This window comes from Bradyrhizobium lablabi, assembly GCF_001440475.1.
GTDB lineage: Bacteria > Pseudomonadota > Alphaproteobacteria > Rhizobiales > Xanthobacteraceae > Bradyrhizobium > Bradyrhizobium lablabi.
This window is the reverse complement of record NZ_LLYB01000106.1, coordinates 25695-51526: the sequence shown is the minus strand read 5'-3', so window position 1 is coordinate 51526 and position 25832 is coordinate 25695. Positions and strand designations below refer to the sequence as shown.

26 protein-coding genes are annotated in these 25832 nt (G+C 63.8%); 17 read left to right on the top strand and 9 right to left on the bottom strand.

Annotated elements, in window-relative coordinates; all coding sequences use genetic code 11:
* The 6 genes from CQ14_RS31105 to CQ14_RS31080 all read left to right on the top strand — a co-directional run bounded on the left by CQ14_RS31105 (position 1) and on the right by CQ14_RS31080 (position 6406).
* Positions 1 to 825, top strand: coding sequence for an alpha/beta fold hydrolase (locus CQ14_RS31105; protein ID WP_057861623.1), 825 nt, complete (start codon positions 1 to 3; stop codon positions 823 to 825).
* Positions 826 to 1181: 356 nt separating this feature from the next.
* Positions 1182 to 3230 carry an elongation factor G gene (locus tag CQ14_RS31100; RefSeq protein ID WP_057861640.1) on the top strand — a complete coding sequence of 683 codons (2049 nt, stop codon included), beginning with the start codon at positions 1182 to 1184 and terminating at the stop codon, positions 3228 to 3230.
* Positions 3231 to 3284: 54 nt separating this feature from the next.
* Positions 3285 to 4076 (top strand): GNAT family N-acetyltransferase, encoded by a 792-nt coding sequence (locus CQ14_RS31095; RefSeq protein WP_057861622.1) that lies wholly within the window; start codon positions 3285 to 3287, stop codon positions 4074 to 4076.
* A gap of 70 nt (positions 4077 to 4146) precedes the next feature.
* On the top strand, positions 4147 to 4989 hold the full coding sequence (locus CQ14_RS31090) for a shikimate dehydrogenase (protein WP_057861621.1): 843 nt from the start codon (positions 4147 to 4149) through the stop codon (positions 4987 to 4989).
* A gap of 86 nt (positions 4990 to 5075) precedes the next feature.
* A complete protein-coding gene (locus CQ14_RS31085) occupies positions 5076 to 5702 on the top strand; it encodes a hypothetical protein (RefSeq protein WP_057861620.1) in 627 nt (208 codons plus the stop codon).
* A 143-nt stretch (positions 5703 to 5845) separates the two neighbouring features.
* Positions 5846 to 6406: a hypothetical protein gene (locus tag CQ14_RS31080; RefSeq protein WP_430650231.1), complete on the top strand. Its 561-nt coding sequence runs from the start codon at positions 5846 to 5848 to the stop codon at positions 6404 to 6406.
* 333 nt (positions 6407 to 6739) lie between these two features.
* Here the strand turns inward: CQ14_RS31080 and CQ14_RS31075 are convergent, their stop codons facing one another.
* Positions 6740 to 7876, bottom strand: coding sequence for an alpha-hydroxy acid oxidase (locus tag CQ14_RS31075; protein WP_057861618.1), 1137 nt, complete (start codon positions 7874 to 7876; stop codon positions 6740 to 6742).
* A 109-nt stretch (positions 7877 to 7985) separates the two neighbouring features.
* Here CQ14_RS31075 and CQ14_RS31070 point away from each other — a divergent pair, with 109 nt between their 5' ends.
* From CQ14_RS31070 to CQ14_RS31020, 11 genes are all read left to right on the top strand, one after another.
* Positions 7986 to 8207 (top strand): hypothetical protein, encoded by a 222-nt coding sequence (locus CQ14_RS31070; RefSeq protein WP_057861617.1) that lies wholly within the window; start codon positions 7986 to 7988, stop codon positions 8205 to 8207.
* 173 nt (positions 8208 to 8380) lie between these two features.
* The gene (gene glmM, locus CQ14_RS31065) at positions 8381 to 9727 is read left to right on the top strand and encodes a phosphoglucosamine mutase (RefSeq protein ID WP_057861616.1); all 1347 of its coding nucleotides are present in this window, start codon (positions 8381 to 8383) and stop codon (positions 9725 to 9727) included.
* A gap of 146 nt (positions 9728 to 9873) precedes the next feature.
* A complete protein-coding gene (locus tag CQ14_RS31060; protein WP_057861639.1) occupies positions 9874 to 11133 on the top strand; it encodes an MFS transporter in 1260 nt (419 codons plus the stop codon).
* 348 nt (positions 11134 to 11481) lie between these two features.
* On the top strand, positions 11482 to 12309 hold the full coding sequence (locus CQ14_RS31055) for an outer membrane protein (RefSeq protein ID WP_057861615.1): 828 nt from the start codon (positions 11482 to 11484) through the stop codon (positions 12307 to 12309).
* A gap of 204 nt (positions 12310 to 12513) precedes the next feature.
* On the top strand, positions 12514 to 13335 hold the full coding sequence (locus CQ14_RS31050; RefSeq protein ID WP_057861614.1) for an outer membrane protein: 822 nt from the start codon (positions 12514 to 12516) through the stop codon (positions 13333 to 13335).
* An 82-nt stretch (positions 13336 to 13417) separates the two neighbouring features.
* Positions 13418 to 14008, top strand: coding sequence for a glutathione S-transferase family protein (locus CQ14_RS31045; protein WP_057861613.1), 591 nt, complete (start codon positions 13418 to 13420; stop codon positions 14006 to 14008).
* A gap of 17 nt (positions 14009 to 14025) precedes the next feature.
* Positions 14026 to 14496: a GNAT family N-acetyltransferase gene (locus tag CQ14_RS31040; RefSeq protein ID WP_057861612.1), complete on the top strand. Its 471-nt coding sequence runs from the start codon at positions 14026 to 14028 to the stop codon at positions 14494 to 14496.
* Between the two features lie 235 nt (positions 14497 to 14731).
* Positions 14732 to 14926: a hypothetical protein gene (locus CQ14_RS31035; protein ID WP_057861611.1), complete on the top strand. Its 195-nt coding sequence runs from the start codon at positions 14732 to 14734 to the stop codon at positions 14924 to 14926.
* Between the two features lie 80 nt (positions 14927 to 15006).
* On the top strand, positions 15007 to 16179 hold the full coding sequence (locus CQ14_RS31030; RefSeq protein ID WP_057861610.1) for a phosphoserine transaminase: 1173 nt from the start codon (positions 15007 to 15009) through the stop codon (positions 16177 to 16179).
* A 168-nt stretch (positions 16180 to 16347) separates the two neighbouring features.
* Complete coding sequence (gene serA, locus CQ14_RS31025) at positions 16348 to 17937, top strand: phosphoglycerate dehydrogenase (RefSeq protein WP_057861609.1); 1590 nt, start codon at positions 16348 to 16350, stop codon at positions 17935 to 17937.
* Between the two features lie 183 nt (positions 17938 to 18120).
* Positions 18121 to 19794: a mucoidy inhibitor MuiA family protein gene (locus CQ14_RS31020; protein ID WP_057861608.1), complete on the top strand. Its 1674-nt coding sequence runs from the start codon at positions 18121 to 18123 to the stop codon at positions 19792 to 19794.
* A gap of 196 nt (positions 19795 to 19990) precedes the next feature.
* Here CQ14_RS31020 and CQ14_RS31015 read toward each other — a convergent pair whose 3' ends face one another.
* The 8 genes from CQ14_RS31015 to CQ14_RS30985 all read right to left on the bottom strand — a co-directional run bounded on the left by CQ14_RS31015 (position 19991) and on the right by CQ14_RS30985 (position 25728).
* Entirely contained in the window at positions 19991 to 20212 is a 222-nt protein-coding gene (locus CQ14_RS31015; RefSeq protein ID WP_057861607.1) for a ChaB family protein, read from the bottom strand.
* 58 nt (positions 20213 to 20270) lie between these two features.
* Positions 20271 to 20459 carry a BON domain-containing protein gene (locus CQ14_RS47930; RefSeq protein ID WP_347337166.1) on the bottom strand — a complete coding sequence of 63 codons (189 nt, stop codon included), beginning with the start codon at positions 20457 to 20459 and terminating at the stop codon, positions 20271 to 20273.
* Complete coding sequence (locus tag CQ14_RS31010) at positions 20456 to 20956, bottom strand: CBS domain-containing protein (protein ID WP_347337165.1); 501 nt, start codon at positions 20954 to 20956, stop codon at positions 20456 to 20458. Before CQ14_RS31010 ends, CQ14_RS47930 begins: the two co-directional genes overlap by 4 nt.
* 226 nt (positions 20957 to 21182) lie before the next feature.
* Entirely contained in the window at positions 21183 to 22535 is a 1353-nt protein-coding gene (locus tag CQ14_RS31005; RefSeq protein WP_057861606.1) for an esterase-like activity of phytase family protein, read from the bottom strand.
* 128 nt (positions 22536 to 22663) lie between these two features.
* Positions 22664 to 23464, bottom strand: coding sequence for a heme ABC transporter ATP-binding protein (locus CQ14_RS31000; protein ID WP_057861605.1), 801 nt, complete (start codon positions 23462 to 23464; stop codon positions 22664 to 22666).
* Complete coding sequence (locus CQ14_RS30995; protein WP_057861604.1) at positions 23461 to 24552, bottom strand: FecCD family ABC transporter permease; 1092 nt, start codon at positions 24550 to 24552, stop codon at positions 23461 to 23463. Before CQ14_RS30995 ends, CQ14_RS31000 begins: the two co-directional genes overlap by 4 nt.
* On the bottom strand, positions 24549 to 25502 hold the full coding sequence (locus CQ14_RS30990) for a heme/hemin ABC transporter substrate-binding protein (RefSeq protein WP_057861603.1): 954 nt from the start codon (positions 25500 to 25502) through the stop codon (positions 24549 to 24551). Before CQ14_RS30990 ends, CQ14_RS30995 begins: the two co-directional genes overlap by 4 nt.
* Positions 25503 to 25521: 19 nt before the next feature.
* Positions 25522 to 25728 (bottom strand): hemin uptake protein HemP, encoded by a 207-nt coding sequence (locus tag CQ14_RS30985; RefSeq protein WP_057861602.1) that lies wholly within the window; start codon positions 25726 to 25728, stop codon positions 25522 to 25524.
* Between the last annotated feature and the right edge of the window lie 104 nt (positions 25729 to 25832).

Genomic DNA, 25832 nt, shown 5'->3' with positions numbered 1-25832 from the left:
ATGAGCTCGAATCTTCAGATTAAATCCGGCCAAGCCCGGCTGGCTGCGACAGTCGTCGGCCACGGCGACCCTGTTGTCTTTCTCCACGCCGCGGTCTGCGATAGTCGCATGTGGCGCGCACAACTGGATGCAGTCGGCACGAGCCACAAGGCGATCGCGTACGATCGGCGGGGCTTTGGCGAGACCCGCGCGGAGCAGGAGGACTATTCTGCGGTCGCGGATTTGCTGGCGGTGATTGACGCCGCCGCGAATGGCGCGCCGGCGATCCTTGTTGGATGCTCGCAAGGCGGACGGGTCGCGCTCGACGCCGCGCTTCTGCATCCATCCCGTGTCCGCGCCCTCGTTCTCATTGCGCCCGGCGTGAGCGGCGCGCCTGAGCCGGTCTATCCTCCCGTCATCGAGCGCCTGATGGCGAAGCTCAGGGAAGCCCAGGACGCCGGCGATCTGGATCAGGTGAACGCAATCAAGGCGCATCATTGGCTGGACGGTCCGCTGCAGCCCGAGGGCCGTGTGACAGGCGAGGCGCGCCGGCTGTTCCTCGACATGAATGGCGTTGCGCTCCGGTCACCGCCGACCGGGTCGAACCTCGACGTGGTGCCCGCCTTCCATCGTCTGGGCGAGATATCGGCGCCATCGCTCGTGATCTGGGGAGACTTTGATTTCCCGCATATTCAGGAACGAAGCCGTCACATGGCAACGACGATGTTGAACGCGTCGGGCCACGTCTTGACCGGCGCCGCCCATCTGCCGAGCCTGGAACGGCCAACCGAGGTCACGGGCCTGCTCACGGAGTTCATCGATTGCTGCTCCGGCCGTCGGGCATAAGCAAACGTAGGCAGGATAAGCGAAACTTGCTGGAACCGTGGCAGGGAAGGTGGCCCATGTCTGCCCCGCCCACGTCTGCCCCGTCGTCATTGCCTGCGACAAACGCGAAGCGTTTGCGCAAGGGAGCGTAAACGACGAAGCAATCTATTCTTTCCGGGGGCGGGATGGATTGCTTCTGCCTTCGCCAAGGCTACGGCGGACAAGTCGCTTCGCGCGCAATGACGGCGGTTGGTATCCCAAAAATCTCACATCGCACCGCAGCGAATTTTTTCCCGCTTGCCAAATCGTCGCGACAGGCGGAGCATCAGAGGTCGCCGACCCAATCACGGGCCGAGCTCCAAAATGAGGAGGCGGCAATGGGACAAGACGTCAGAAGTCCCCGAGGTCCACGGTGCATAGCGCTGGTGGGCCCTTTCCAAAGCGGTAAAACCACACTTTTGGAGGCGATACTGGCGCGAACGGGCGCCATTAAAAATGCCGGCAGCGTCGATGCCGGAACTTCCGTAGGCGATGCCACTCCCGAAGCGCGCCATCACAAGATGGGGGTGGGCTTGAGCGCCGCTACCTCCACCTTCATGGGCGACAGTTACACCTTTATCGATTGTCCCGGCTCGATCGAATTCGCGCAAGACATGCGCGCCGCGTTGCCCGCGGTCGATGCCGCGGTCGTGGTCTGCGAGGCGGACGAGAAGAAGCTGCCGCAACTGCAGATCATCCTGCGCGAGCTGGAAGATCTCGGCATTCCCCGTTTTCTGTTTTTGAACAAGATCGATCGAGCCAACAAGCGCATCCGCGAGACGCTGGCGACGTTGCAGCCGGCCTCGCGCGTGCCGCTGGTGCTGCGGCAGATTCCGATCTGGAAGGGCGAATTGATCGAAGGGTTCGTCGATCTCGCGCTGGAGCGCGCCTTCGTCTATCGCGAGCACAAGGCCTCCGAAGTCGTTGCGCTGGAAGGCGGCGATCTCGACCGCGAGAAGGAAGCGCGCTTCTCGATGCTGGAGAAGCTCGCCGACCATGACGACGCGCTGATGGAGCAGTTGCTGGAGGACATCCAGCCGCCGCGCGACGCCGTGTTCGACGACCTCGCCCGTGAATTGCGCGAAGGCCTGATCTGCCCGGTGCTGCTCGGCGCCGCCGCGCGCGAAAACGGCGTGCTGCGGCTGATGAAGGCGCTGCGCCATGAATCGCCCGGCGTGGCCGAGACGGCGAAGCGCCTCGGCGCATCCGCGCAAAAGGAAGCGCTGGGCTATGTGTTCAAGACGGTGCATCTGCAGCACGGCGGCAAACTGTCGCTGACGCGGCTGCTTGCCGGCCGCCTCGACGACGGCGCGACGCTGCAATCCTCCTCCGGCGAAGCCGGGCGGGTTTCCGGCATCCTCGCCGTCAACGGCGCGCATGATACCAAGCGGGCCTCTGCGGAAGCCGGAGAGACGGTCGCGCTCGGCAAGCTCGACGCGGTCAAGACCGGCGACACGCTGTCCGGTGGCAAGACCGCGCCGGCCGCGCTGGTGCAGATCGCGCCGACACCGCCGGTGCTGGCGATGTCGCTGGCGGCGACCGATCGCAAGGATGACGTCAAGCTCGGGCAGGCGCTGCTGCGGCTGAACGAGGAAGACCAGTCGCTGACGATGATCCAGAACCCGCGCACCCACGACATCGTGCTGTGGGGGCAGGGTGAGATGCATCTGCGCGTCGCGCTGGAACGCCTGCGGGATCGCTTCGGCGTCAACGTCAAATCGCAGCCGCCCGCGATCGGCTATCAGGAGACCATCCGCAAATCGATCACCCAGCGCGGCCGCCACAAGAAGCAGTCCGGCGGCCACGGCCAGTTCGGCGACGTGGTGCTGGAAATCAAGCCGATGCCGCGCGGCTCGGGCTTCGAGTTCCACGAAAAGGTCGTCGGCGGCGCGGTGCCGCGCAACTATATCGGCGCGGTGGAAGAGGGCGTGGTCGACGGCCTTGCAAAGGGCCCGCTCGGCTTCCCCGTCATCGACGTCGATGTGACGTTGACCGACGGCTCCTACCACAGCGTGGACTCCTCCGATCTCGCCTTCCGCACGGCGGCGCGGATCGGCATGAGCGAGGCGCTGCCGCAGTGCCAGCCGGTGCTGCTGGAGCCGATCCACATGGTGGAGATCGTCTGCCCGACGGAGGCGACGGCGAAGATCAACGCCATCCTGTCGGCGCGGCGCGGCCAGATTCTCGGCTTCGACACCCGCGAGGGCTGGGCGGGCTGGGATTGCGTCCGCGCCACCATGCCGGAGGCGGAGATCGGCGACCTGATCGTGGAACTGCGGTCCGCCACCGCCGGCGCCGGCGGCTTCACCCGTCAGTTCGACCGCATGGCCGAGGTCACCGGCCGCGCCGCCGACCAGATCATCGCTGCGCATCGCGTCGCGGCGTGAGATGTGCGAACAGGGATCATGCCTCTCGAATGGAGGCATGATCCCGAGCGGTCCATGAACACCATCGAACTGTCCCTGAAAATGAAGCGGCTGGCGCAATGGCTGGACAGCCAGCGCCCGCCCGACTGCTTCATTCGAAGACGCTTCGACGGTCCTCCGTTTGGAAGCTGCTACCTCACCATCGATCCCGACCGGCAGGCACGGTTCGCATCGGGCAACATGAATCGCGTTTACCTGTGCGGGGCCGAGCCCGGCATGGACTCGAACAGCATCCGCCATATCATCGATCTGTTCGCCGCCGAGGGGATCGAACGATTTTTCGTCTGGCTCAGTCCGGGCCCCGAGATGGGCACTGTACGCGGCTGGCTCGAGGCGAGCGGACTTACGCGCGTGCAATGGACCGGTTATCCGACGCTATGCCGAACCGTCCGTTCGCCTGTTGAGTTCAGCACTGATTTTGAGGTGCGCGAAGTCGGCGCGGACGAGATCGCCGCGATGCACGAGCCGCTCGATCAGACCATCTGGCCGGACTATGTGCGTACAGCCGGTGGCGAAGGCTTCTTCCACTACATGGCGTTCGACGGGAAGCGCCCGGTGGCGATTGCAACGCTGTGCATGTTCGAGGACATCGGCTACCTGATGTTGGCTGCAACCGCCGAAAGCCACCGCAGGCGCGGGGCCCAGCAGGCACTGATCGCGCAGCGAATCGAACGCGCCGAAGCGCTCGGCTGCGCGATCGAAGTCTCCGAGACCCTGTACATGCTCGAACACTCCTGGCGGAATCTGCAACGTGCCGGTTTTCAGGAGGTGTACGAGAAGGAGGTCTACGAATGGAGCGCCGCCTGACGGCGCCGCGTGGCGGTGATGGGCGTGTTATGGCATTGACTCCGGGCCCGGCTTGCCCGATTTGACTGCCATGACAAGTGGAAACCAGCCCCCCGCCGCCTGCCTGATCGGATGGCCGGCCGCGCATTCGCGCTCGCCGTTGATCCACCATTACTGGCTGCGGACGCTCGGCATCGCAGGCGGCTACGTCATCGAGGCGGTGCCGCCCGACGAGTTCAAGGATTTCATCTTCCGCCTGTCGCTGCGCGGCTTCGTTGGCGCCAACGTCACCCTTCCGCACAAGGAGCGCGCGCTTGCGCTGTCGAAGCCGGACGAGCGTGCCCGCGCCGTCGGCGCGGCCAACACGCTGTGGTTCGCGGATGGCGAACTGTGTTCGACCAATACCGACGTCGAAGGCTTCATCAACAATCTCGACGCTAGCGCGCCCGGCTGGGACAAATGTGAGGATGCGCTGGTGCTCGGCGCCGGCGGCTCGTCGCGCGCGGTGGTGTTCGGCTTGCGCGAGCGCGGCATCAAGCGCATTCATCTCGCCAACCGCACGGTGGCGCGCGCGAGCGCGCTGGCGGACCAGTTCGGCGCGAGCGTCCTGCCCGTGGCGTGGGATGCGCTCGGCGATATCCTGCCGCGCGCCGGCCTTCTGGTGAATACGACCTCGCTCGGTATGAAGGGCCAGCCGCCGCTCGAAATCGATGTCGGGCTGCTACCGGCGCGAGCCGTCGTCGCCGATCTCGTCTACGTGCCGCTCGACACGCCGTTGCTGGCAGCCGCCCGCGGCCGCGGGCTGAAGACGGCCGACGGACTCGGCATGCTCCTGCACCAGGCGGTGCGCGGTTTCGAATTGTGGTTCGGACGGCGCCCCGAGGTGACGGCGGAGCTGCGCGCGCTGGTCGAGGCCGACCTCACGAATACATGATCGGCCGATCGCGAACTATTGAGCCGGAATTTTTTTGATTAGCCGGGGTCAATGGCTACGTCAGTGCCGCCACCGGAGATCCCAGCATGCCCGCCCGTCGCTTTCAATTCGTTCGCCCGCTCGTCGCTGTCGCCATGGTGGCGGGCTCCACGCTTTACGCAATCGCCCAGCAGCCGCCGACGCCGACGCGCGTTCGCGGAACCATCGAAGCCGTCGATGGCGACGTGCTCGCGGTCAAGTCGCGCGGCGGCGAGGATGTCAGGCTGAACATGACCCGTGACGTCAACGTCGTCGGGATCAGCAAGATCGCGCTGTCCGACATCAAGGTCGGCTCCTTCATCGGCACCACCACGGTGCCGGGGCCCGACGGCAGCCAGAACGCGGTCGAGGTGCATGTGTTTCCGGAAAACATGCGCGGCACCGGCGAGGGCTCGCGGCCCTATGATCTTCGCCCGAACTCCACCATGACCAACGCCACGGTGGCGGATTCGGTGGTCGGCAATGACGGTCACACCCTGACGATCAAGTACCGGGGCGGTGAGAAGAAGGTGGTGGTATCGCCGGAGACGCCGGTCGTGACCTATGTTCCCGCCGACAAGTCCGACCTCAAGCCCGGCGCCAAGGTGATTGCCTTCATGAAGAAGCTGCCCGACGGTTCGCTCGAGACCAGCCGCGTCAGTGTCGGCCGCGACGGCCTGACCCCGCCGATGTGAGGTCGCCTCCTGGAATAGCCACTTTCGGGCGGTGTTTGCGTTGAGTTGGGCGCCAAAAACACCTCGGGAGGACTACCATGCTTAAATCTTCTTCACGGCCGCGGCTGCTCGCGGCCTCGCTGGGCCTCATCGCTCTGTTTGCAATGGAGGCCTGGGCGCAGCAGCCGCCGACGGTGCGCATTCGCGGCACCATCGAAGCGGTCGACGGACCTATGCTCTCGATCAAGTCTCGCGAGGGCACCGACATGAAGGTGCGTGTCACCGACAATGTCGCCGTGTTCGGCGTGGCCAAGACCGAACTGTCCGAAATCAAGGAAGGCTCCTATATCGGCGTTACCGCGATGCCGGAGCCGGACGGCACCCAGAAGGCGGTCGCGGTGCATATCTTCCCCGAAAACCAGCGCGGCGCCGCCGAAGGTTTCCGGCCCTGGGACGCGCGGCCGAATTCGACCATGACCAACGCCACGGTCGCCCAGACGGTGAAGGGCACCGATGGCCAGAACATCCTGGTCAAATACAAGGACGGCGAAAAGAAAGTCGTGGTGCCCGATGGGACGCCGATCGTGACCTTCGTCGCCGGCGACAAGTCCGAGTTGAAGCCGGGCGCGAAGATCATCATCTTCGGCGCGGTGAAGAAGGACGACGGCACGCTGGAAGCCAATCGCGTCAATGTCGGCCGCGACGGGATCACGCCGCCGATGTGAGGCAACGCCTTCTCACTTCCTTTCTCCCCTTGTGGGAGAAAGCTGCCTTCGCAGCAGGAAACAGTTGGGAACAGTTTCCGTAGGGTTCTGCCGGGTCCATCGAGGACGGGAACCGGCCCGGAGGTCTTGGGGAGACTCCGGGCCGAGTGTTTCCTGTGGACACCTCGTGCGGCGAGGAGGCCCCCGCTTCCAAGGAAACACCTCGTGCAGCAACCGCAGAACGCCCGCCGCTACAATTATCTTTCCGGTAAGGCAGATTAATTCGCCGCAAGGCCGAACAGGTCTTGGAAAAGAAAGGCCGGGGTGTGGCCCACCAGGAAAGGCAGGCTGCCTCTAAACCGCCAGCAAATTGTCGTCGATCTCCGCGATCGTGTTGACGCCGCACAGGCCCATTGTCGTCAGCATTTCCTTGGCGAGAATGTCGATAGCCTTGGCAACGCCCGCCTCGCCGCCGGCCCCCAGGCCATAGGCATAGGCGCGGCCGATCATGCAGGATTTTGCGCCGAGCGCGAGCGCGCGGACGACGTCCATGCCGGTGCGGATGCCGCCGTCGAACATGATCTCCATCTTCGAGCCGACGGTGTCGACGATCTCCGGCAGCACCTCGATCGAGGACGGCGCGCCGTCGAGCTGCCGGCCGCCATGGTTGGAGACGACGATCGCCTGCGCGCCGGTCTTTGCCGCGAGTTCGGCGTCCTCGACGTCGAGGATGCCTTTCAGGATCAGCTTGCCCGGCCAGATCGAGCGGATCCAGTCGATGTCCTTCCAGTTCAGCGAGGTATCGAACTGCGAGTTGATCCAGGTCGACAGCGCGGTGATGTCCTCGCTCACCTTCAGGTGGCCAGCGAGATTGCCGAAGGTGCGGCGCTTGCCGCGCAACACGCCGGAGACCCAGGCCGGCTTGGTCGCGAAATCGATCAGCTTGGCCAGCGACCATTCCGGCGGCACCGTCATGCCGTTCTTGATGTCCTGATGGCGCTGGCCAATCACCTGCAGATCAACGGTCAATACCAGCGCCGAGCATTTCGCCGCGATGGCGCGCTCGATCAGCGCCTTGATGAAACCGCGGTCCTTCATCACGTAGAGCTGGAACCAGAACGGCTTGTCGACGGCGGCGGCGATGTCCTCGATCGAGCAGATCGACATCGTGCTCTGGGTGAAGGGAATGCCGGCGGCCTGCGCCGCGCGGCAGGCGTGAATTTCGCCGTCGCCATGCTGCATGCCGAGCAGGCCGACGGGGGCAAGGATCAACGGCATCGCGGCGGGCTCGCCGAGGATCGTGGTGGAGAGATCGCGCTTGGAAACATCCACCAGGATGCGCTGGCGGAATTTGATCTGCTGCAGATCCTCGGAATTGGCGCGCAGCGTGTCCTCGGTGTAGGAGCCGCGGTCGGCGTAGTCGAAAAACGCCTTGGGAACCCGGCGCTTGTGCAACTGGCGCAGATCCTCAATGCAGGTGATGTGCTTCATGGGTGTCCCGGCCCTTCTTGAATTTCACAGTCGTGTCGTCATCTAGCATGGTTGGATGGCGAGCCAAATCGCATCTCGCGCCCGCCACTCGTCAAGGGGAGGACATCCCATGACCGGACCGCGCGTCACTACCCCGGTCGAGACCGGCCCGGCGACCCCCGAGGAAAAGCGCTGGCTCGACGCCGCCCTGGACGCTGCCCTGGAGGAGGGCCTGCAAGAGACCTTTCCGGCCTCCGACCCCGTCAATGTCACCCAGCCGCCGCCCTCGAAGGGCGACCGCCACATCAAACGGCTTTCTCCGTCCAGCCCCGCTGGATTGCCAAAAATATAGCAATGTCAATGCCATATCCATGAAATCGGTCGCTTCCGGCGGTAATGATTCATCATATTTTTTGAAGCCATTTTAGCGGCTGAGGGATTATAACCCGTACACGCTTCGATCGAGGCGTTCGGGGATTCGAGTGGTCGTAAACGGTCCACGTCCCGAAATGGCTTGGGGGTTATATGAGCCGCAAATATTTCGGTACCGATGGAATTCGGGGCCGCGCCAATGGTTTGATTACGCCGGAGCTCGCGCTCAAGGTGGGGCAGGCGGCTGGCCTGGTGTTTCAGCGCGGCGAGCACCGCCACCGCGTCGTCATCGGCAAGGATACGCGGCTCTCCGGCTACATGATCGAATACGCCATGGTGGCCGGCTTCACCTCGGTCGGCATGGATGTGCTGCTGCTCGGCCCGATGCCGACGCCGGCGGTCGCGATGCTGACCAAGTCGATGCGCGCTGATCTCGGCGTCATGATCTCGGCTTCGCACAATCTGTTCGAGGATAACGGTATCAAGCTGTTCGGCCCGCAGGGCTTCAAGCTCTCCGACGACGTCGAGAAGCAGATCGAGCAACTGCTCGACGAGCCGATCGACCGGCGCCTGGCGCAGAGCGCAAGCCTCGGGCGCGCCCGCCGTATCGACGGCGTGCACGACCGCTACATCGAATTCGCCAAGCGCACGCTGCCGCGCGAGCTCTCGCTCGACGGCCTGCGCGTCGTCATCGATTGCGCGCACGGCGCCGCCTACAAGGTGGTGCCGGAAGCGCTGTGGGAACTGGGCGCCGACGTCATCGCGATCGGCGTCGAACCCGACGGCTTCAACATCAACAAGGAATGCGGCTCGACCTCGCCGGAGACGCTGGCCAAGAAGGTGCGCGAGATGCGCGCCGACATCGGCATTGCGCTCGACGGCGACGCCGATCGCGTCATTCTGGTCGACGAGCGCGGCCATGTCGTCGACGGCGACCAGTTGCTCGCGGTGATCGCGCAAAGCTGGAAGGAAGACGGCCGTCTCGCCAAGCCGGGCATCGTCGCCACCGTGATGTCCAATCTCGGGCTCGAGCGTTTCCTCGAAGGGCAGGGCCTCGGCATGATACGCACGCCGGTCGGCGACCGCTACGTGCTCGAGCAGATGCTGAGCCAGGGCTACAATCTCGGCGGTGAGCCCTCGGGCCATATCATCCTGTCCGACTACGCCACTACCGGCGACGGCTTCGTCGCCGCGCTGCAGGTGCTGGCGGTGGTGCAAAAGCTTCGCCGCCCGGTGTCGGAGGTTTGCCATCGCTTCGATCCGCTGCCGCAGATCTTGAAGAACGTGCGTTATCGCTCCGGCAAGCCGCTCGACCACGCCGAGGTGAAATCGGCGATCATGGACGGCGAGAATCGTCTCAACGGCCACGGCCGGCTGCTGGTGCGCTCGTCCGGCACCGAGCCCGTGATCCGCGTGATGGGCGAGGGCGACGACCGCGATCTGGTCGAGGATGTCGTTGACCAGATCGTCAACGCGCTCGGCCACGCCGCGGCGGCATAAGCGCGTTTTATCCCGCGTAGACGTAACTGTTGATCGGCGGTGCGCAGCAGCGCATCGCTGCCATCGGCTATTGCGGATGGTCGCGCCTGCGTGTGCGGCGTAAAAGGCGGCATTGCCTCAAGCGAATCCTTTTCGGGAATGCGCCGTTGAACAAGCCCGTCATCGTCAGCGAGGAAACCACGACCGCGCCGGTCGTCGTGTCGGACGCGGCACCTGGCCTCGCTGCGAAAGCGGCCGCGGCAGGGCCGGCCTACATCGTGCTTGCCGGCATCAGCTTCTCGCACTTCCTCAACGACACCATGCAGTCGTTGATCGCCTCCGTCTATCCGATCCTGAAAGACGCCTACGCGCTCGACTATGCGCAGATCGGCATGATCACGCTGGCGTTCCAGTTCACCGCATCGCTGCTGCAGCCCCTGGTCGGGCATTTCACCGACAAGAAGGCGCAGCCGTTCTCGCTTGCGATCGGCATGGGTTCTACATTTTTCGGATTGCTGCTGCTCAGCGTCGCGCATCTCTATCCGATCATCCTGATCGCAGCCGCGCTGGTCGGGCTTGGGTCGGCGGTGTTTCATCCGGAGTCGGCGCGGATCGCGCGGCTTGCTTCCGGCGGTCGCTACGGCATGGCGCAATCGGTGTTTCAGCTCGGCGGCAGTTTCGGCACGTCGATGGGGCCGGTGCTGGCGGCGCTGATCGTGGTGCCGTTCGGCCAGCCCTCGATCGCCTGGTTCTCGTCGATCGCGTTTCTGGCGATCGTGATCCTGTGGCGGATCGGCGTCTGGTACAAGCCGCAGATCGCGACGAAGAAGTCGGCCGTGACGGAACGTCATCCCGACCTGCCAGATGCACGGCGTGTCAGAATCGCGCTTGCGGTGCTGGTCGCGCTGCTGTTCTCGAAGCAGCTCTACGTGTCGAGCCTGTCGAGCTATTACATCTTCTATCTGATCGACAAGTTTCAGGTGTCGACGCAGGCCGCCCAGCTCTACCTCTTCCTCTTTCTTGCTTCCAATGCAGCGGGCGCCTATTTCGGCGGGCCGCTCGGCGATCGCTTCGGGCGCAAATACATCATCTGGTTCTCGATCCTCGGCGCGCTGCCGTTCACGCTGGCGCTGCCGCATGCCGGGCTTTACGCAAGCGCCGTGCTCACCATCTTCATCGGCCTGATCCTCTCGTCGGCGACGTCGTCGATCATCGTGTTCGCGCAGGAATTGATGCCGCATCGCTTCGGGATGATCTCGGGCGTGTTCTTCGGCGTCGCCTTCGGTATCGGCGGACTAGGCGCGGCGGTGCTCGGCAGGCTTGCCGATCACACCGGCATCGCCTTCGTCTATCACGTCTGCGCCTTCCTGCCCGCGCTCGGTCTGCTCGCGGTGTTCCTGCCGAAGATGCCCCAACACAGACATTGAGCAGGCCCGGCGAATACGTCCGCTCTGTACGAACTGCCAGCTACGCTTGCGGTTAAAAAACGCGGGCGAGGGCGCTGCCGCGCGCATAAACAAAATCTTAACGCCGCGATCGCGCGCCTGATTTAATCAATACATCGTTAGGATGTTGGGCGGGTTTTACCGCTTTCTCCCGCGTTGCAGAGCCGTTACGACTCGCGTCGCGAACGGCGTTGCGAAGAAAGGTGAGAGATTGTCAACCTTAATAATTAGGGTTAAGCGCCGCTTAAGCATTTAATGCCATCGTCCGTCCGTGAGTTTTTGAAGTGGGGCCTTTTGCAGTCAGCCTCACCGGACAGAGGACGAAAGCCCATGCGTAGCGTTAAGTCTTTCATTGCCGCCGGTGCGGCCACTTTATTGTCGCAGGCGGCGTTTGCTGCCGACATGCCCATCGCGCCTCCTCCATACGCGGCCCCGGTGGTCGAGGATTTCGGCGGCTGGTATCTGCGCGGCGACATCGGCTTCTCCAACCAGCGCGTCGATCGTTTGAACAACGCGCGTGACGTCACCCTTACGTCGTCGTTGCAGACGAACAATTTCAACACCGCCGGCATCTTCGGCCTCGGCGTCGGTTACAAGGTCAACAACTGGTTCCGCGCTGACGTTACCGGTGAGTATCGCGGCAATTCGCATTTCTACGGCACCGACCGCATCACCTATCCGGGCGGCGTCGGCATCGACACCTACCACGCCACCAAGAACGAGTGGGTCGTTCTCGCCAACGCCTATGTCGATCTCGGCACCTGGTGGTGCATCACCCCGTTCATCGGCGCCGGCGTCGGCGGCGCGCGGGTCGCGATCAACGGCTTCACCGACGCGGGAATTGCCAACAACGGCGGCGGCGCGCTGCCGGGCCTCGCCTACGCCGACAACGTGTCGAAGTGGAATCTGGCCTGGGCGGTCCATGCCGGTCTCGCCTACAAGGTCACGCCGAACTTCACCGTCGAATTCGCCTATCGCTACCTCGATATGGGCGACGGCCTGACCGGCGACTTGCGGACCTTCGATGGCAGCGGTGTCAACACCATCAACCCGATGACCTTCAAGAACATCACCTCGCACGATCTGAAGCTCGGCGTGCGCTGGGATCTGACCAGCCCGGCTGTCTACGCACCGCCGCCGCTGATCCGCAAAGGTTAATCGCAACCTTCATTCGTTAACGATTGCCGGGCGGCGCGGGTCATTTCCCGCGCCGTTTTCTTTTGGCGCACGACGAAGCGCCGCGTGAAAAATCTTCGACTGCTTTTCGGCAAGAATGCGCCAATCGCAGGGCGCAACAACGATTGGTTAAGGTTAACAGGCGATGATCAGCGCCAAGTTCAGAGTGGCGGATGGAGCGTTGCGATGCGTCGATTGTTGCTGGTGGCTGTGATGTGTGGGGCGGTAAGCGGCGCGCAGGCGGCCGATATGCCGGATCTTCCCTTTCTCCGCGGCAGCTTCACCGAGGGGCTCAGCAGAAGCACCGTCAACTGGGGCGGCGCCTACGTCGGCGCCCACGCCTCTCACGGTGCGGCGGACATGGACTTCACCAATTCCGGCCAGGACCTGCTCGCCAAGCTCCTGAACAATGTCGATATCGAATCGCAGTTCAACATCTCGAAGTGGCCGTTGCTCGGCAAGGCCCATATGCAGAACAGCGGCTATGGCGGGTTCATCGGTTATAACTGGCAGTGGACCGACGCCGTCGTCGCCATCGAACTGAACTACACCCATGGCAATTTCTTTGGGTCCAACATGGGTTCGCAATCCCGCTCGTTTCAGTATCCAACCGATTACGTGACCTCCGCTACCGTCGCCTCGGCCGCCACGATGAGGGTCACCGATTACGGCTCGCTGCGGGTGCGCGGCGGATATGCGATCGACAACTTCCTGCCCTATGGATTTGCCGGCATTGCAATGGGGCGGGCGAATATCAACCGCTGGGCCGCTTATTCCGCTTACTATCAATATGTCGGCACGGGCGGGCTTCCCGACCTCACGGGAAGTGGCAGCCTGACTGACAACGCCAACGCTCATTTCATCACCGGCTTCGCCGGCGGTGTCGGCGTCGACGTGATGCTGTATGCGGGCCTCTTCCTTCGCGCCGAGTGGGAGTATCTCCGGTTCACCTCGACCGTCGATACCACCATCAACACGGTCCGCGCCGGCCTCGGCTACAAGTTCTGATTGCGCAACGGCGCCGCCGCTCCGGCGCCGTTGACAGAATTGCCGCCGCCTGTTGCACTGCCGCCGTCACGAGGAGCGGCGCATGAAGGTCTACGGCGATACCAATTCCGGCAACTGCCTGAAGGTGAAGTGGGTGTGCGATCATCTCGCGCTGCCCTACACCTGGGTCGCGATCGACACGCTGAAGGGCGAGACGCGGACCGCGGAATTTCTCAAGCTCAACGGCGCCGGGCAGGTGCCGACGGTCGAACTCGACGACGGCCGCACGCTGGCGCAGTCCAACGCCATCATCCGCTATCTCGCCCGCGGCTCTCGTCTCATTCCAGACGATGCATTCGCGCAAGGGAAGATGGACGAGTGGCTGTTCTGGGAACAATACAGCCACGAGCCCTATGTCGCGGTGTGCCGCTTCCAGATGTTCTATCTCAAGAAGCCGGTTTCCGATCTCGATCCCGAAAAGGTCAAGCGCGGCTATGCGGCGCTGGCGCGGATGGAGCATCAGCTTGTGCTGACGCCGTTTCTGGTCGGCGACGCCATTACGCTCGCCGATATCTCGCTGCTGGCCTATACCCGCGTGGCGCACGAGGGCGGCTTCGATCTCGACGGCTACGCCGCGGTGCGTCGCTGGATCGGCGAGACCGAAAAATTCCTCAAGCTGCCGCCGGCGCGCTGACCTGACGGGAAATTGCCATGTCTGCCATCTCAGAGATCACCATCCGCCCCGCGCGCCGCGAGGACGTCGGCGTCATTGTCGGCATGCTGGCGGACGATCCGCTCGGTGGGCCCCGCGAGCGGATCGAGAATCCGCTGCCGCAATCCTATTTCAGGGCTTTTGAAAAGCTGCAGCGCGATCCGAACATCGTCCTCGTCGTCGCCGAGGACGGCGAGGGCGCCGTGGTTGGCTGCCTGCAGCTATGCATTCTGCCGGGGCTGAGCTCGCAGGGCGCCTCGCGCGGCCTAATCGAGGACGTCCGCGTCGCCAGCCGCTGCCGTAGCCGCGGCATCGGCGAGCAGATGGTGCAGTGGGCGGTGGTGGAAGCGCGCACGAGGGAATGCAAACTGGTCGAACTATTGACGCATCACTCCCGTGTCGATGCACAGCGGTTTTACGAGCGGCTGGGCTTCGCACGCAGCCATGTGGGCATGACCTTGCGATTCTGATTTTCACAGCGTTCTCGAGCGAAGTGGAATCCGGTTCGCGTAAAGAAAACGCGTCAGAACAAAGGTCAGCCAACTGCAGTTGAGCGCATCAGCGACGAATGCCTGAGGTAGTCCTCGCTCTGCGATCCGGTTAACAACCGATAAACTACGCGTGCGTCCGTGATTTTACGGACAGGAACGTCTCCGCTATGCCGATGTCTCCCATGGGGCTTGGGCAGCTTTGGGGATTTTTCCGATGAAAAAATATTCGATTGTACGGATTGGAAGCGAGTATGTCGTGCAGGCCGGAGAGACCAGTATTTTGAAGGTTTCGAGTCGCCAGCAGGCCGCCAAACTGGTCACGGATGCGGCTGAACTTTTGCAGCAGGAGCCGACTCCCGGCGCCGACGCGCCCACATCAATCGAGCGTGAAGATCCCGAAGCTCCTTGACGATCGGGCCCGATTCCCGCTAATCACCGCGGCGGGACACCTCCCCCCAACGGGAGGCTTACTATCTGGAAGGATAGATCATGACCGTAGCGAAGCCCGCTTCGCGGCCGAACGTGCCGCATTTTTCCTCCGGCCCCTGTGCCAAGCGCCCCGGCTGGAACCCCCAAAATCTCAAGGACGCAGCCCTCGGCCGCTCGCATCGCGCGAAGATCGGCAAGAACAAGCTCAAGCTCGCGATTGAACTGACGCGCGAAGTGCTTGAAGTGCCGGCCGATTACAAGATCGGCATCGTGCCGGCGTCAGACACCGGCGCGGTCGAAATGGCGCTGTGGTCGCTGCTTGGTGCGCGCCCGGTCACCACCATCGCCTGGGAATCCTTCGGCGAAGGCTGGGTCAGCGACATCGTCAAGGAATTGAAGCTGAAGGACGTCACCAAGCTGCATGCCGGCTATGGCGATCTTCCCGATCTCTCCAAGGTCGATCAGGCTTCCGACATCGTCTTTACCTGGAACGGCACCACTTCCGGCGTGCGCGTGCCGAACGCCGACTGGATCAGCGCCAAGCGTGAAGGCCTCACGATCTGCGACGCGACCTCGGCCGCTTTCGCGCAGCCGCTCGATTTCGCCAAGCTCGATGTGGTCACCTTCTCCTGGCAGAAGGCACTGGGCGGCGAGGCCGCGCACGGCATGCTGATCCTCTCGCCGCGCGCGGTGGAGCGGCTCGAGACCTACAAGCCGGCCTGGCCGCTGCCGAAGATCTTCCGCCTGACCAAGGGCGGCAAGCTCAACCAGGGCATTTTCGAAGGCGAGACCATCAACACGCCGTCGATGCTGTGCGTCGAGGATTACCTCGATGCGCTGAACTGGGCGAAATCGATCGGCGGCCTCAAGGCCCTGATCGCGCGCGCCGACGCCAACACCAAGGTGCTGTCGGACTGGAAGGCGAAGACGCCGTGGATCGATTTCCTGGCGCAGGATCCCGCGATCCGCTCCAACACGTCGGTGTGCCTGAAGTTCACCGATCCCGCGATCACCTCGCTCAATGCGGACGCGCAGGCGGAGTTTTCGAAGAAGCTCGTCGCGCTGGTGGAGAAGGAAGCCGCCGGTTACGACTTCGCCTATTACCGCGATGCGCCGGCGGGTCTGCGGATCTGGTGCGGCGCCACCGTCGAAGCCTCCGACGTCGCGCTGTTGACGCAGTGGATCGATTGGGCCTTCGCCGAGACCAAGGCCGCGCTGCCCAAGGCAGCTTGATCGTCACCCTCCCCTGGAGGGGGAGGGTCGACGTTTCAGAAGGATGCGTCGGGGTGGGGTGATCTCTCCGCACCCGACGCACGCCAAGTTCGCGTCGACAGTTTCACCCCATCCCGGCGCTTCGCGCCGGCCTTCCCCCTTCAGGGGAAGGTGTGAAGGATCACTCCCATGACCAAACCCAAAGTTCTCATTTCCGACGCGCTTTCCCCCGCAGCCGTGCAGATCTTCAAGGATCGCGGCGTCGAGGTCGACTTCCAGCCCAATCTCGGCAAGGACAAGGACAAGCTCGCCGAGATCATCGGCAACTATGACGGCCTCGCGATCCGCTCGGCGACGAAGGCGACCGCGAAGATCATCGACAAGGCGACGAAGCTGAAGGTGATCGGCCGCGCCGGCATCGGCGTCGACAATGTCGAGATACCCGCGGCCACCGCCAAGGGCATCATCGTGATGAACACCCCGTTCGGCAATTCGATCACGACCGCCGAACACGCGATCACGCTGATGCTGGCATTGGCGCGTGAAATTCCGCAGGCCGACGCCTCGACCCAGGCCGGCAAGTGGGAGAAAAACCGCTTCATGGGCGTCGAGATCACCGGCAAGACGCTGGGCGTGATCGGCTGCGGCAATATCGGCACGATCGCCGCCGACCGCGCGCTCGGCCTGAAGATGAAGGTGGTCGCGTTCGATCCGTTCCTGTCGCCGGAACGCGCCAAGGACATCGGCGTCGAAAAGGTCGAGCTCGATGAGCTGCTCAAGCGCGCCGACTTCATCACGCTGCATACGCCGCTGACCGAGAAGACCAGGAACATCATCGACGCGGCGGCGATTGCGAAAATGAAGAAGGGCGTGCGCATCATCAACTGCGCCCGCGGCGGCCTAGTCGACGAGCAGGCGCTGCTCGACGCGCTCAATTCCAAGCATGTCGCCGGCGCCGCCTTCGACGTGTTCGTCGAGGAGCCCGCCACCAAGAACGTGCTGTTCGGCCATCCCAACGTGATCTGCACGCCGCATCTCGGCGCCTCCACCACGGAAGCGCAGGAGAACGTCGCGTTGCAGGTCGCCGAGCAGATGTCGGATTATCTCCTGACCGGCGCGATCTCGAACGCGGTGAACTTCCCCTCGATCACGGCGGAAGAGGCGCCGAAGCTGAAGCCGTTCATCGAGCTCGCCGAAAAGCTCGGCTCGTTCGCCGGTCAGCTCACCGAGAGCGGCATCCTGAAGACCGAGATTACCTATGAGGGCCACGTCGCCGAGATGAAGATCAAGGCGATCACCTCGGCGGTGCTGTCGGGCCTGCTGCGGCCGATGCTGGGCGAGGTCAATGTGGTCTCCGCGCCGGTGGTCGCGAAAGAGCGCGGCATGGTGGTGGACGAGATCGTGCGCGCGGCGCAGAGCGACTATGAAAGCCTGATCACGGTGACCGTGACCACTGAACGGCAGGAACGCTCGGTGTCCGGCACCGTCTATCATGACGGCAAGCCGCGGCTGGTCGACATCAAGGGCATCCGCGTCGACGCCGAGTTCGGCAAATCGATGATCTACGTCACCAACGAGGACAAGCCCGGATTCATCGGCAGCTTCGCCGGCCTGCTCGGCGACGCCAAGATCAACATCGCCACCTTCCATCTCGGCCGCGTCAAGCAGGGCGGCGACGCCATCGCGCTGGTCGAGATCGACGGGCCGGTGCCCGCCGACGTGCTTGCCAAGGTGCAGAAGCTGCCGCAGGTGAAGCAGGCCAAGGCGCTGGTGTTTTAGGACGCGTCAGTTTTTCCCTCCTAGGCGAGGGGCTTCTGCTTCGCCGCGGTCTTGCCGCGGCGAAGCCACATCGAAGCCTCAAATCTCAATCGAACCGGTTGCTCGTTCCTCGCGTCTCATGGCCGGGGGTGATGGGCATTGTTTGCGCGTCGCCATCGGGCGAACGGTTCAGGAGAGAATCCCATGAGATTGAAAGCGAACGGTTTTTTCACGGCGAGCATCGCCGTGCTGGCGGCGTTTGCCGCCGGGGGGGCCCGCGCGGCTGACGTGGCCGCCAGTTCGGTGGTGGACGCTGTGACCGTCTATCCCGATGGCGCCAGCGTGACGCGCCTGGTCACGGTCGATCTGCCGGCCGGCGAGAATTCCGCCGTTCTGAAGGATTTCCCGCTGACCCTGGATCCGACGTCACTGCGGGTCGAGGGCGAGGCCGGTGCAAAACTCACGATCGGCGCGATCGACGCCAAGCCGCCGCGTGCGGCGCTGCCGGTGAACCTGCCCGAACTCGACAAGCGCATCGAGGCGTTGAAGGACGAGCGGGCCAATTTGCAAGGCGCGATCGATGCGGCGACCGCCCGGCGCAAATTTGCCGAGCGTTTTGCGGAAGTATCTCCGGCCGGGATGGGCGAAAAGGGTGAGGCGCGGCCGATTTCCGAATGGCGTACGGCCTTTGCGGCGGTCGGCGACGAAATCGCCAACGCCGACGCCGCCATTCGCGACGCCCAGCGCAAGCAGCGCGAACTCGATCGCGAAATCGCCCGTCTCGAACAGGACAAGGCGCAGAAGCCGCCGAACAAGCTTGAGGTAAGGATCGAACTCGCGGCCGCGGCGGCGACCAAGGCCACGCTGCGGGTGACCTATGCGGTCCGCAACGCGCGCTGGACGCCGCTTTACGACGCCCGTCTCGACTCCGGCGCCAGGGATCGCAAGCCAGCGCTCGAACTGGTGCGTCGTGCCGAGATCACGCAAAGCACCGGCGAGGATTGGTCGAATGTCGCGCTCGCCGTTTCCACCGTGCGAACCGCCCGCGGCGGCAGCGCGCCCGACCTGAAGTCGCTCGTCGTTCAATACCCGCACGTACCGCGTCCAATGGCGGCGGCGTCCGCGTCGGATTCTGCAATGCCCTTGGCGGCACCAGCCATGGACAGGATGAGGCAGCTCCGGAAGAGCGAGGAACCCGTGATGGAGAGGGCGGCCGAGCAACAGGCCGTGGCTGATGTCAGCGGCTTCCAGGTGGTGTTCAAGATTCCGGGTCGCGTCAGCCTCGGCGCCAGCGAAGGCGCAAAAAGCCTGCGCGTCTCCAGCGCGACCATCGCGCCCGATCTGGCGGTGCGCGCGGCGCCGGTGCTGGACCCGACGGCGTTCCTCGAGGCGAGCTTCAAGCAGAACGAGGACGCGCCATTGCTACCCGGCCGGGTCTCGATCTATCGCGACGGCGTCTTCGTCGGCCGCGGCCAGATGGCTGCCGCGGCCAAGGACGAGACCGTGCGGCTCGGCTTCGGCGCCGACGACAAGGTCAAGATCGAGCGCAACGTCCTCAAGCGCAACGAGGGCTCCGCCGGCCTGATCGTGACGACGTCGAAGACCGACGAGCGCGCGTTCAAGACCACGGTGCGCAACGGCCATGATTTTCCGATCCGGATCGCGATCGAGGACCAGTTGCCGGTCAGCGAGAACGAGGACATCCAGGTCGAGATGCTGTCCTCCACGACGCCGCCGTCCGCGACCAATGCGCGCGACCGGCGCGGCGTGCTGGAGTGGGCGTTCGAGGCCAAGGCAGGCGAGGTGAAGGACATCAACTTTGCCTGGCGGATCCGTTGGCCCAAGGACAAGGGCGTCGTGATGGTGCCGGCGGGTTGAGGCGGAGAGCGCAGGCACCGACTTCCGATTCCCTCCCGCGGCGAGAGGGAATCGGAAGGATGACAGGGGTCATAGCGTGTTCGGCGAAGCATGCCCCCGGACCTGATCCGGGGATGGATACCGGTTCGCGTGAAGAGAACGCGTCAAAACATGAAGCTGGAGCTTCGGTCCTGCTTCAATCAGAACCGATAATGCTCTAGCCGGCTACGCGCGCAATCCCGCGCTCGCCGACCTTCTCATACCTGTGCTTCACCGCCGCCCAGGCGACGCGATGGGCCGTTCTTTCACGCTCCACGGGATCACGCGAAGCGTATTCCGTCCAGGCATTGTTGAAGGCGGCAAGGTAGATTTCCCTCGCATGCGGCGGCAGATGCGTTCGAATGGGCGGAGGGAGATCGTCGATCGACGCATATGGCAACCGATGCCTCCCGGATGGCTACGCGGTGGATCAAAATGCCAATCGACCGAGAGATCATTCAGAGCCAGCCACCGCCCCGGTTCACGGCCAGATTGTCATGGACGGCGTCCACGCCGGGCGCGGATTCCGCCGCGACCCTGATCGCCTTTCGCTCGGCCTCCGATTCCACAAGGCCCCAGAGATCGACGATGCCGTGGGAGACGGTGACGTTCAGCAGTCCCGTGTGCGCCCACTCTTCTTTCTTCAAGCTGGCGAGGAGCGGTTGCGGATCGCGTTGTCCGACGGAGTTACGTCGAGAAATTGACGTGCGCTCGCTACCGCCTGAAGAAGATTGGCCCTGCTCACGATACCGACCAATTGACCGTTCTCCAGGATGGGCAATCGTCTGATCGCGTTCTTCTCCATCAGGGAGGCGACTTGATGGAGCGGCGTTTCGGGGGAGGCTGTGATCACCTCTCGGGTCATGACATCAGAAATCTTGTGGCCGTGAGATTTGACGTACTCGGCTGCCAGTGTCTCGCTATCGATCAATGCTCGAAGCCACCAGGAGCGGTGCCGTTCCGTACCTGCCTCCACGCGGTGCAGCAGATCTCCTTCGCTGACAATGCCGACGAGCTTGCTCCTGTCGTCGAGCACGGGAACCGCGCTGATCCGCTTTTCCAGAAACAGCTTTGCAACTTCCTGCACGGTGGTGGAGGGCCCTACGGTGATGACCGGGGCAACCATGACGTCACGGACAAGCATGGTACGTCTCCCTTCAATCGAGCTTTCAGCGAAAGCCCGGGTCGGGCGCCTGTCGTTGATTCAGGTCAAGGTAACCTCGACTTGATCCATCTGGCATGAGGTGCGCCAGGAAGCTGCACGCAAGGTCCGGCAGGTCGGGAGACGCCCGTAGACTTGCGCTACACTGCTTGCCAAAGACTGCTTCCCCTCTCCCCGCAAGAAATGGGGAGAGGGAGAAGCGACATCGTCACTTCGCTTTCAGAAACTCACCAACTTCCAGCATCACGAACTCATTGTCGTCGGCCTTGTTGGGATCGCGGCTCGACGAGAACGGCAGATTATTGTCGTTGCCGACAATGATGTGCGTGTCGTCGACGCGATCGACGTTCTCGATGGTGAAGAACGGGAAGGTCAGCACGCCGTCATTGAGCGGCTTGCGCGCCTTCTTGTCGGGATCCTTGATCTTCATCAGGTCGATATAGGCGATCTTGCGCACGGGCTTGCCGGCATTGGCGTCGGAAAGTTCGACCTTGTAGACGCGCTTGAACTTGGCGAGATCGGGAAAGCAGTTCTCGCCGCGCTGGCCGGCCGGGCAGGCCTTGTCGGCGGTGCCTTCGCCATTGTCGCGCTCGATGATCAGGCCGGTTGATCCGTCGATCATGTTGAAGTCGCCAATGGCGTTGCCGTTCTGCTCGAACACGTAAGTCCAGTAGCGGCCGGTGAACTTTTCGGCGGCGACGTCGAATTCGATGATACGCGACGCTTCCTTGCCGTCGACCTTTTCAAAGTCCTTTTTTTCGGCGTCCCACAGCGGGCCTTCGAGCAGGCCGTAGAGGAATTTGCCGTCCTTCGACGACGCAAAGCCTTCATAGCCCTTGGAGCGGCGGAGATTGACCGATGTGTAGGTCGCGCCCGGCGCCGCTGGCGACTGCACCGACCAGTGATCCGGCGAGCGCACCGGCTTGCCGTCGGCGGTGGTTTCGAACACGGCGAGGATCTTGCCGTTGCGGTCGGCCTTCAGCACATAGGGCCCGAACTCGTCGCCGATCCAGAAGGTGTCGCCAATGATCTGAAAGCCTTCGGTGTCGAAATCGGCACCGGTGAGATAGCGCTTGCTCGTGTCCTCATGCACGATGCGGAACGGGACCTTCCTGTCGGGATCGTGCAGGAAGATGGTCTCCTGCCGCTCGATCTTGCCGCTGGCCCAATCGATCTTGTGGCGGTTGAGATACAGCATCGAGTCGGCCGAGTTGTAGCGCGAGCCCATGCCATTGTCGGTGAGTACCCAGAACGAACCGTCCGGCATCACCTTGATGCCGGAATGGCCCTGCAGCGGCTGTCCCTTGAACGGCAGCGAGACGCCGGTCGGCCGCTCGTAGGATTTGCCCATCACGGTACCCACGGCATCGGTGCGCTTGCCGGTGGTGTATTTGCCTGATGTCTTGAGATCGTCGGGCGCGTCAGCGGGCGCGTCGATGAAGCTCTGCGCCGGCAACACGGCGTGGCCCTTCAGCGTGGCGGGAAACTCGCCTTCGCCTTGCGCGAAGGCGGCACTGGCCAGAAAGACGGATGCGACGGAGCAAAGCAATGACACGCGCATGGCGGATCTCCTTGTGATGACGATGCGCCGTGTCTTGCGGAGCGGCTGTTACAGCCGGCTGACAGTTTCATGAACGGCGTGTGACGCCATTGGATAAGCCTGCGGCCTTATGCCGTCAGAGCCGGTCTCTAGGGCGATGCCGCCGGCCGCATGGTTTGCGGCAGCAGGAACGGCACGCCCTGGTCGGTGTAGTCGATCGTCACGTCCACCTCGAAAATCCGGCGAATTGTCTCGGCCGTGATCGCTTCACTGCGGCCGCCATCGACGGCAAGCCGGCCGCGATGCAGCAGCACGATCCGGTCGGCAAAGCGCATCGCGAGATTGAGATCGTGCAGCACGGCGATCACGGCGGTGCCGTTCTGCGCGCGCCGCTTTGCCGTTTCCACCAGATCGATCTGGTGGCGCATGTCGAGGCTGGAAGTCGGTTCATCCAGCAAGAGAAGGCCGGGGCCATGCTGGGCCTCGCCGCAGGCGAGTTGCACCAGCACGCGGGCGAAATGCGCGCGCTGCTGCTCGCCGCCGGAAAGCGTCGGCAATTGCCGCTGGCCGAAATGCGAAAGGTCGACCTCGCTGAGCGCCGCGTCGACCAGCGGCTGCGCGGTGGTACGGCCGGCATCGCCCGCGCCCATATGGACGATTTCCTCGACCGTGAACGGGAAGGTGACGTTGACATGCTGCGACAGCATCGCGCGGTGAAACGCGAGTTGGCGCGGCGGATAGAGGCGGATGTCGCGCTGCTTCAGCCTGACCTCTCCGCGCGTCGGGCGGAGGTCGCCGGACAGCATCCGCAGCAGCGTCGATTTGCCGGCGCCATTGGGGCCGACGATAGCGACCATCTCGCCCGCCTTGATCTGGAGATCGATGCCGTCGACCAGCGTGGCGCCGCCGACAACCATCGAGACCGAATGTGCTTCGAGAAGGGCGGTCACAGCGAAACCAGCCCGCGCTGGCGCAGCAGCATCCCCAGGAAGAACGGTGCGCCGATCGCGGCGGTGAGAATGCCGATCGGCATTTCCGCGGGCGCCACGATGGTGCGGGCCAATGTATCCGCGCCCGTCATCAGTACCGCGCCGAACAGCATCGACGCCGGTAGCAGCAGCCGGTGCGCCGGTCCGATCACCAGCCGCAGCAGGTGCGGCACCACGATGCCGACAAAGCCGACGACGCCGCAGACGGAGACGGCAACGCCGGTCATTGCCGACACCAGCACGATCGAAATCCGCTTCAGGCGTTCGACGTCGACGCCGCTGTGAAACGCCTCGGCCTCGCCCAGCACCAGCACGTCGAGCCCGCGCGCGATCGAGAAGCAGGCGGCCAGTGCTATCCCCAGTACCGGCGCCAACGCGGTGAGCTTCGGCCAGGTCGCGCCGCTGAGCGAGCCCAACAGCCAGAAGGTGATGTCGCGCAGCTGGCGGTCATCGGCGATGAATACCAGGAGCCCGATGCCGGCATTGGCGATTGCCGCGATCGCAAGGCCGGCCAGCAGGAAGATCGCAATCGAGGTGCGTCCCGAGCGGCTCGCGATCGAATAGAGGATGACCGTTGTCGCCAGCGAGCCGGCGAAGGCCGCGACCGGCAGCAACTGGTTCTGCATGAAGTGCAGGCTCGCGCCGATCCGGCTGTCGGTGATGACGATGGCGGCCGCGGCTGCAAACGCGCCGCCGGAGGAAACGCCGACCAGCGCGGGGTCGGCGAGCGGGTTTCGAAACAGCCCCTGCATGATCGCACCGGATGCCGCGAGCAGCGCACCGATCATCGCCGCCGCGGCGATCCGCGGTATCCGGATCGACCACACGACGAGCTGATCGCGGGCCAGCGTTGGCGCCGGCACGGCATCCGACCACAGGCCGAGCGCGGCGGGCAGCCGCGCCAGCGGAATTCCGGCTGCTCCCACGGTGAGCGCGATCACTGCCGTGCCGGCAAGTGCTGCGAGCAGACACACGATGGCCAGGGAAGCGGATGGACGAAACGCATATCCGGTGCGACGCCGCGTGCTGGCTCCGGTCAGCGCTGTCATGACCGGCAGTTGGCCGTCAGCGCCGCCGGCTCAAATTTCTCCGCCTGCGGCGCCAGCGCTGGATAGAGCTTGACCGAGAGATCGCGGGCGGCTGCCGCCGTGCGCGGCCCGAAGCCGAGCAGATAGAGGCCTTCCATCGAGATGAAAGCCCTGTTGGCCGCAGCCGGCGTCAGCGCGAAGGCGGGATGGACATAGACGGCTTCGGCGTCCAGCGAGTCTTTGCCGCGCTGGATCGAGAGAACGACGTCTGGCTTGGCCGCGACGATCGCCTCGTCGTTGATGGGCTTGTAGCCCTCATAGCCGTCGATGGCGTTGACGCCGCCGGCGAGCGCGATGATCTCGTTCGCCGCGGTGTTCTTTCCGGCAGCCATGGCGCGACCGTTCAAAAGGGACATCACGAACATCACGCGCACGGGTTTGGTCACCCTGGCGCGCAGCTCGCGCAGTTGCGCCAGATCGCCGGAGACGGCCGCGGTCAGGCATTCGGCGCGGCTGTCCGCGCCCATGGCGTGGCCGACCAGCTTGATCTTCTCGATCAGGCCCTGTTCGGAGAAGGTCTCGGGCACCAGCACCAGCGGCACCTTGGCAGCGTCGAGCACGTCCATGGTTTCCTTCGGTCCGGACCCCTGCACGGCGAGCACCAGCGAAGGATTGAGACCGAGCACGCCCTCGGCAGAAAGCTGGCGCATGTAGCCGACATTCGGCTTGTCGCGCAGCGCCGCGGCCGGATAGAGGCTGGTTGAGTCAACGCCGGCGAGACGGTCCTCGAAACCGAGCGCATAGAGAATTTCGGTGATCGCGCCACCGATCGAGACGATTCGCCCGGAATCGCCGATGGTGACGTCACGGTCGCGGGCATCATGCACGGTGATGCCGGCCGCGAGCGCGACGCCGCCGAGCAGGAAGCAGCCCGCCGCTACCGACACTGCGAGCGTGCGACAAATTGTCATTACCGGTTTACCTGGTCTGTCACTTGGTCAGGATCAGCTTGTTCTGCGACGTCAGCCGCAGACGGTAATTCTCCGCGCCATGCGCGATGATGATCTCGCGCTCGCTGGCGAACAGCTCGCGGCTGTCGATCCGGTTGCCGCTGATGGCCAGCGACCTGGCCGCGGAAGCGGAATTGCCGGCTTGCGTCCGGGCGTCTCCGAACTTGTCTCCTTTTGCTGCGGACATGTCGTTTGTGGCGCCCCGAGAATTTCCGTCGATGTCATGTTTGTACAGTTGCGATGCGCCGCAATCCAACCGTGGCAATTTACAATTGATATAAAGTGCCTGAT

What these genes read in the sequence shown, in the direction of transcription:
- CQ14_RS31105 (WP_057861623.1), top strand. Translation starts at nt 1, where the DNA reads ATGAGCTCGAATCTTCAGATTAAATCCGGCCAAGCCCGGCTGGCTGCG.
- CQ14_RS31100 (WP_057861640.1), top strand. Translation starts at nt 1,182, where the DNA reads ATGGGACAAGACGTCAGAAGTCCCCGAGGTCCACGGTGCATAGCGCTG.
- CQ14_RS31095 (WP_057861622.1), top strand. Translation starts at nt 3,285, where the DNA reads ATGAACACCATCGAACTGTCCCTGAAAATGAAGCGGCTGGCGCAATGG.
- CQ14_RS31090 (WP_057861621.1), top strand. Translation starts at nt 4,147, where the DNA reads ATGACAAGTGGAAACCAGCCCCCCGCCGCCTGCCTGATCGGATGGCCG.
- CQ14_RS31085 (WP_057861620.1), top strand. Translation starts at nt 5,076, where the DNA reads ATGCCCGCCCGTCGCTTTCAATTCGTTCGCCCGCTCGTCGCTGTCGCC.
- CQ14_RS31080 (WP_430650231.1), top strand. Translation starts at nt 5,846, where the DNA reads ATGGAGGCCTGGGCGCAGCAGCCGCCGACGGTGCGCATTCGCGGCACC.
- CQ14_RS31075 (WP_057861618.1), bottom strand. Translation starts at nt 7,876, where the DNA reads ATGAAGCACATCACCTGCATTGAGGATCTGCGCCAGTTGCACAAGCGC.
- CQ14_RS31070 (WP_057861617.1), top strand. Translation starts at nt 7,986, where the DNA reads ATGACCGGACCGCGCGTCACTACCCCGGTCGAGACCGGCCCGGCGACC.
- glmM (WP_057861616.1), top strand. Translation starts at nt 8,381, where the DNA reads ATGAGCCGCAAATATTTCGGTACCGATGGAATTCGGGGCCGCGCCAAT.
- CQ14_RS31055 (WP_057861615.1), top strand. Translation starts at nt 11,482, where the DNA reads ATGCGTAGCGTTAAGTCTTTCATTGCCGCCGGTGCGGCCACTTTATTG.
- CQ14_RS31050 (WP_057861614.1), top strand. Translation starts at nt 12,514, where the DNA reads ATGCGTCGATTGTTGCTGGTGGCTGTGATGTGTGGGGCGGTAAGCGGC.
- CQ14_RS31045 (WP_057861613.1), top strand. Translation starts at nt 13,418, where the DNA reads ATGAAGGTCTACGGCGATACCAATTCCGGCAACTGCCTGAAGGTGAAG.
- CQ14_RS31040 (WP_057861612.1), top strand. Translation starts at nt 14,026, where the DNA reads ATGTCTGCCATCTCAGAGATCACCATCCGCCCCGCGCGCCGCGAGGAC.
- CQ14_RS31035 (WP_057861611.1), top strand. Translation starts at nt 14,732, where the DNA reads ATGAAAAAATATTCGATTGTACGGATTGGAAGCGAGTATGTCGTGCAG.
- CQ14_RS31030 (WP_057861610.1), top strand. Translation starts at nt 15,007, where the DNA reads ATGACCGTAGCGAAGCCCGCTTCGCGGCCGAACGTGCCGCATTTTTCC.
- serA (WP_057861609.1), top strand. Translation starts at nt 16,348, where the DNA reads ATGACCAAACCCAAAGTTCTCATTTCCGACGCGCTTTCCCCCGCAGCC.
- CQ14_RS31020 (WP_057861608.1), top strand. Translation starts at nt 18,121, where the DNA reads ATGAGATTGAAAGCGAACGGTTTTTTCACGGCGAGCATCGCCGTGCTG.
- CQ14_RS31010 (WP_347337165.1), bottom strand. Translation starts at nt 20,956, where the DNA reads ATGCTTGTCCGTGACGTCATGGTTGCCCCGGTCATCACCGTAGGGCCC.
- CQ14_RS31005 (WP_057861606.1), bottom strand. Translation starts at nt 22,535, where the DNA reads ATGCGCGTGTCATTGCTTTGCTCCGTCGCATCCGTCTTTCTGGCCAGT.
- CQ14_RS30995 (WP_057861604.1), bottom strand. Translation starts at nt 24,552, where the DNA reads ATGACAGCGCTGACCGGAGCCAGCACGCGGCGTCGCACCGGATATGCG.
- CQ14_RS30990 (WP_057861603.1), bottom strand. Translation starts at nt 25,502, where the DNA reads ATGACAATTTGTCGCACGCTCGCAGTGTCGGTAGCGGCGGGCTGCTTC.
- CQ14_RS30985 (WP_057861602.1), bottom strand. Translation starts at nt 25,728, where the DNA reads ATGTCCGCAGCAAAAGGAGACAAGTTCGGAGACGCCCGGACGCAAGCC.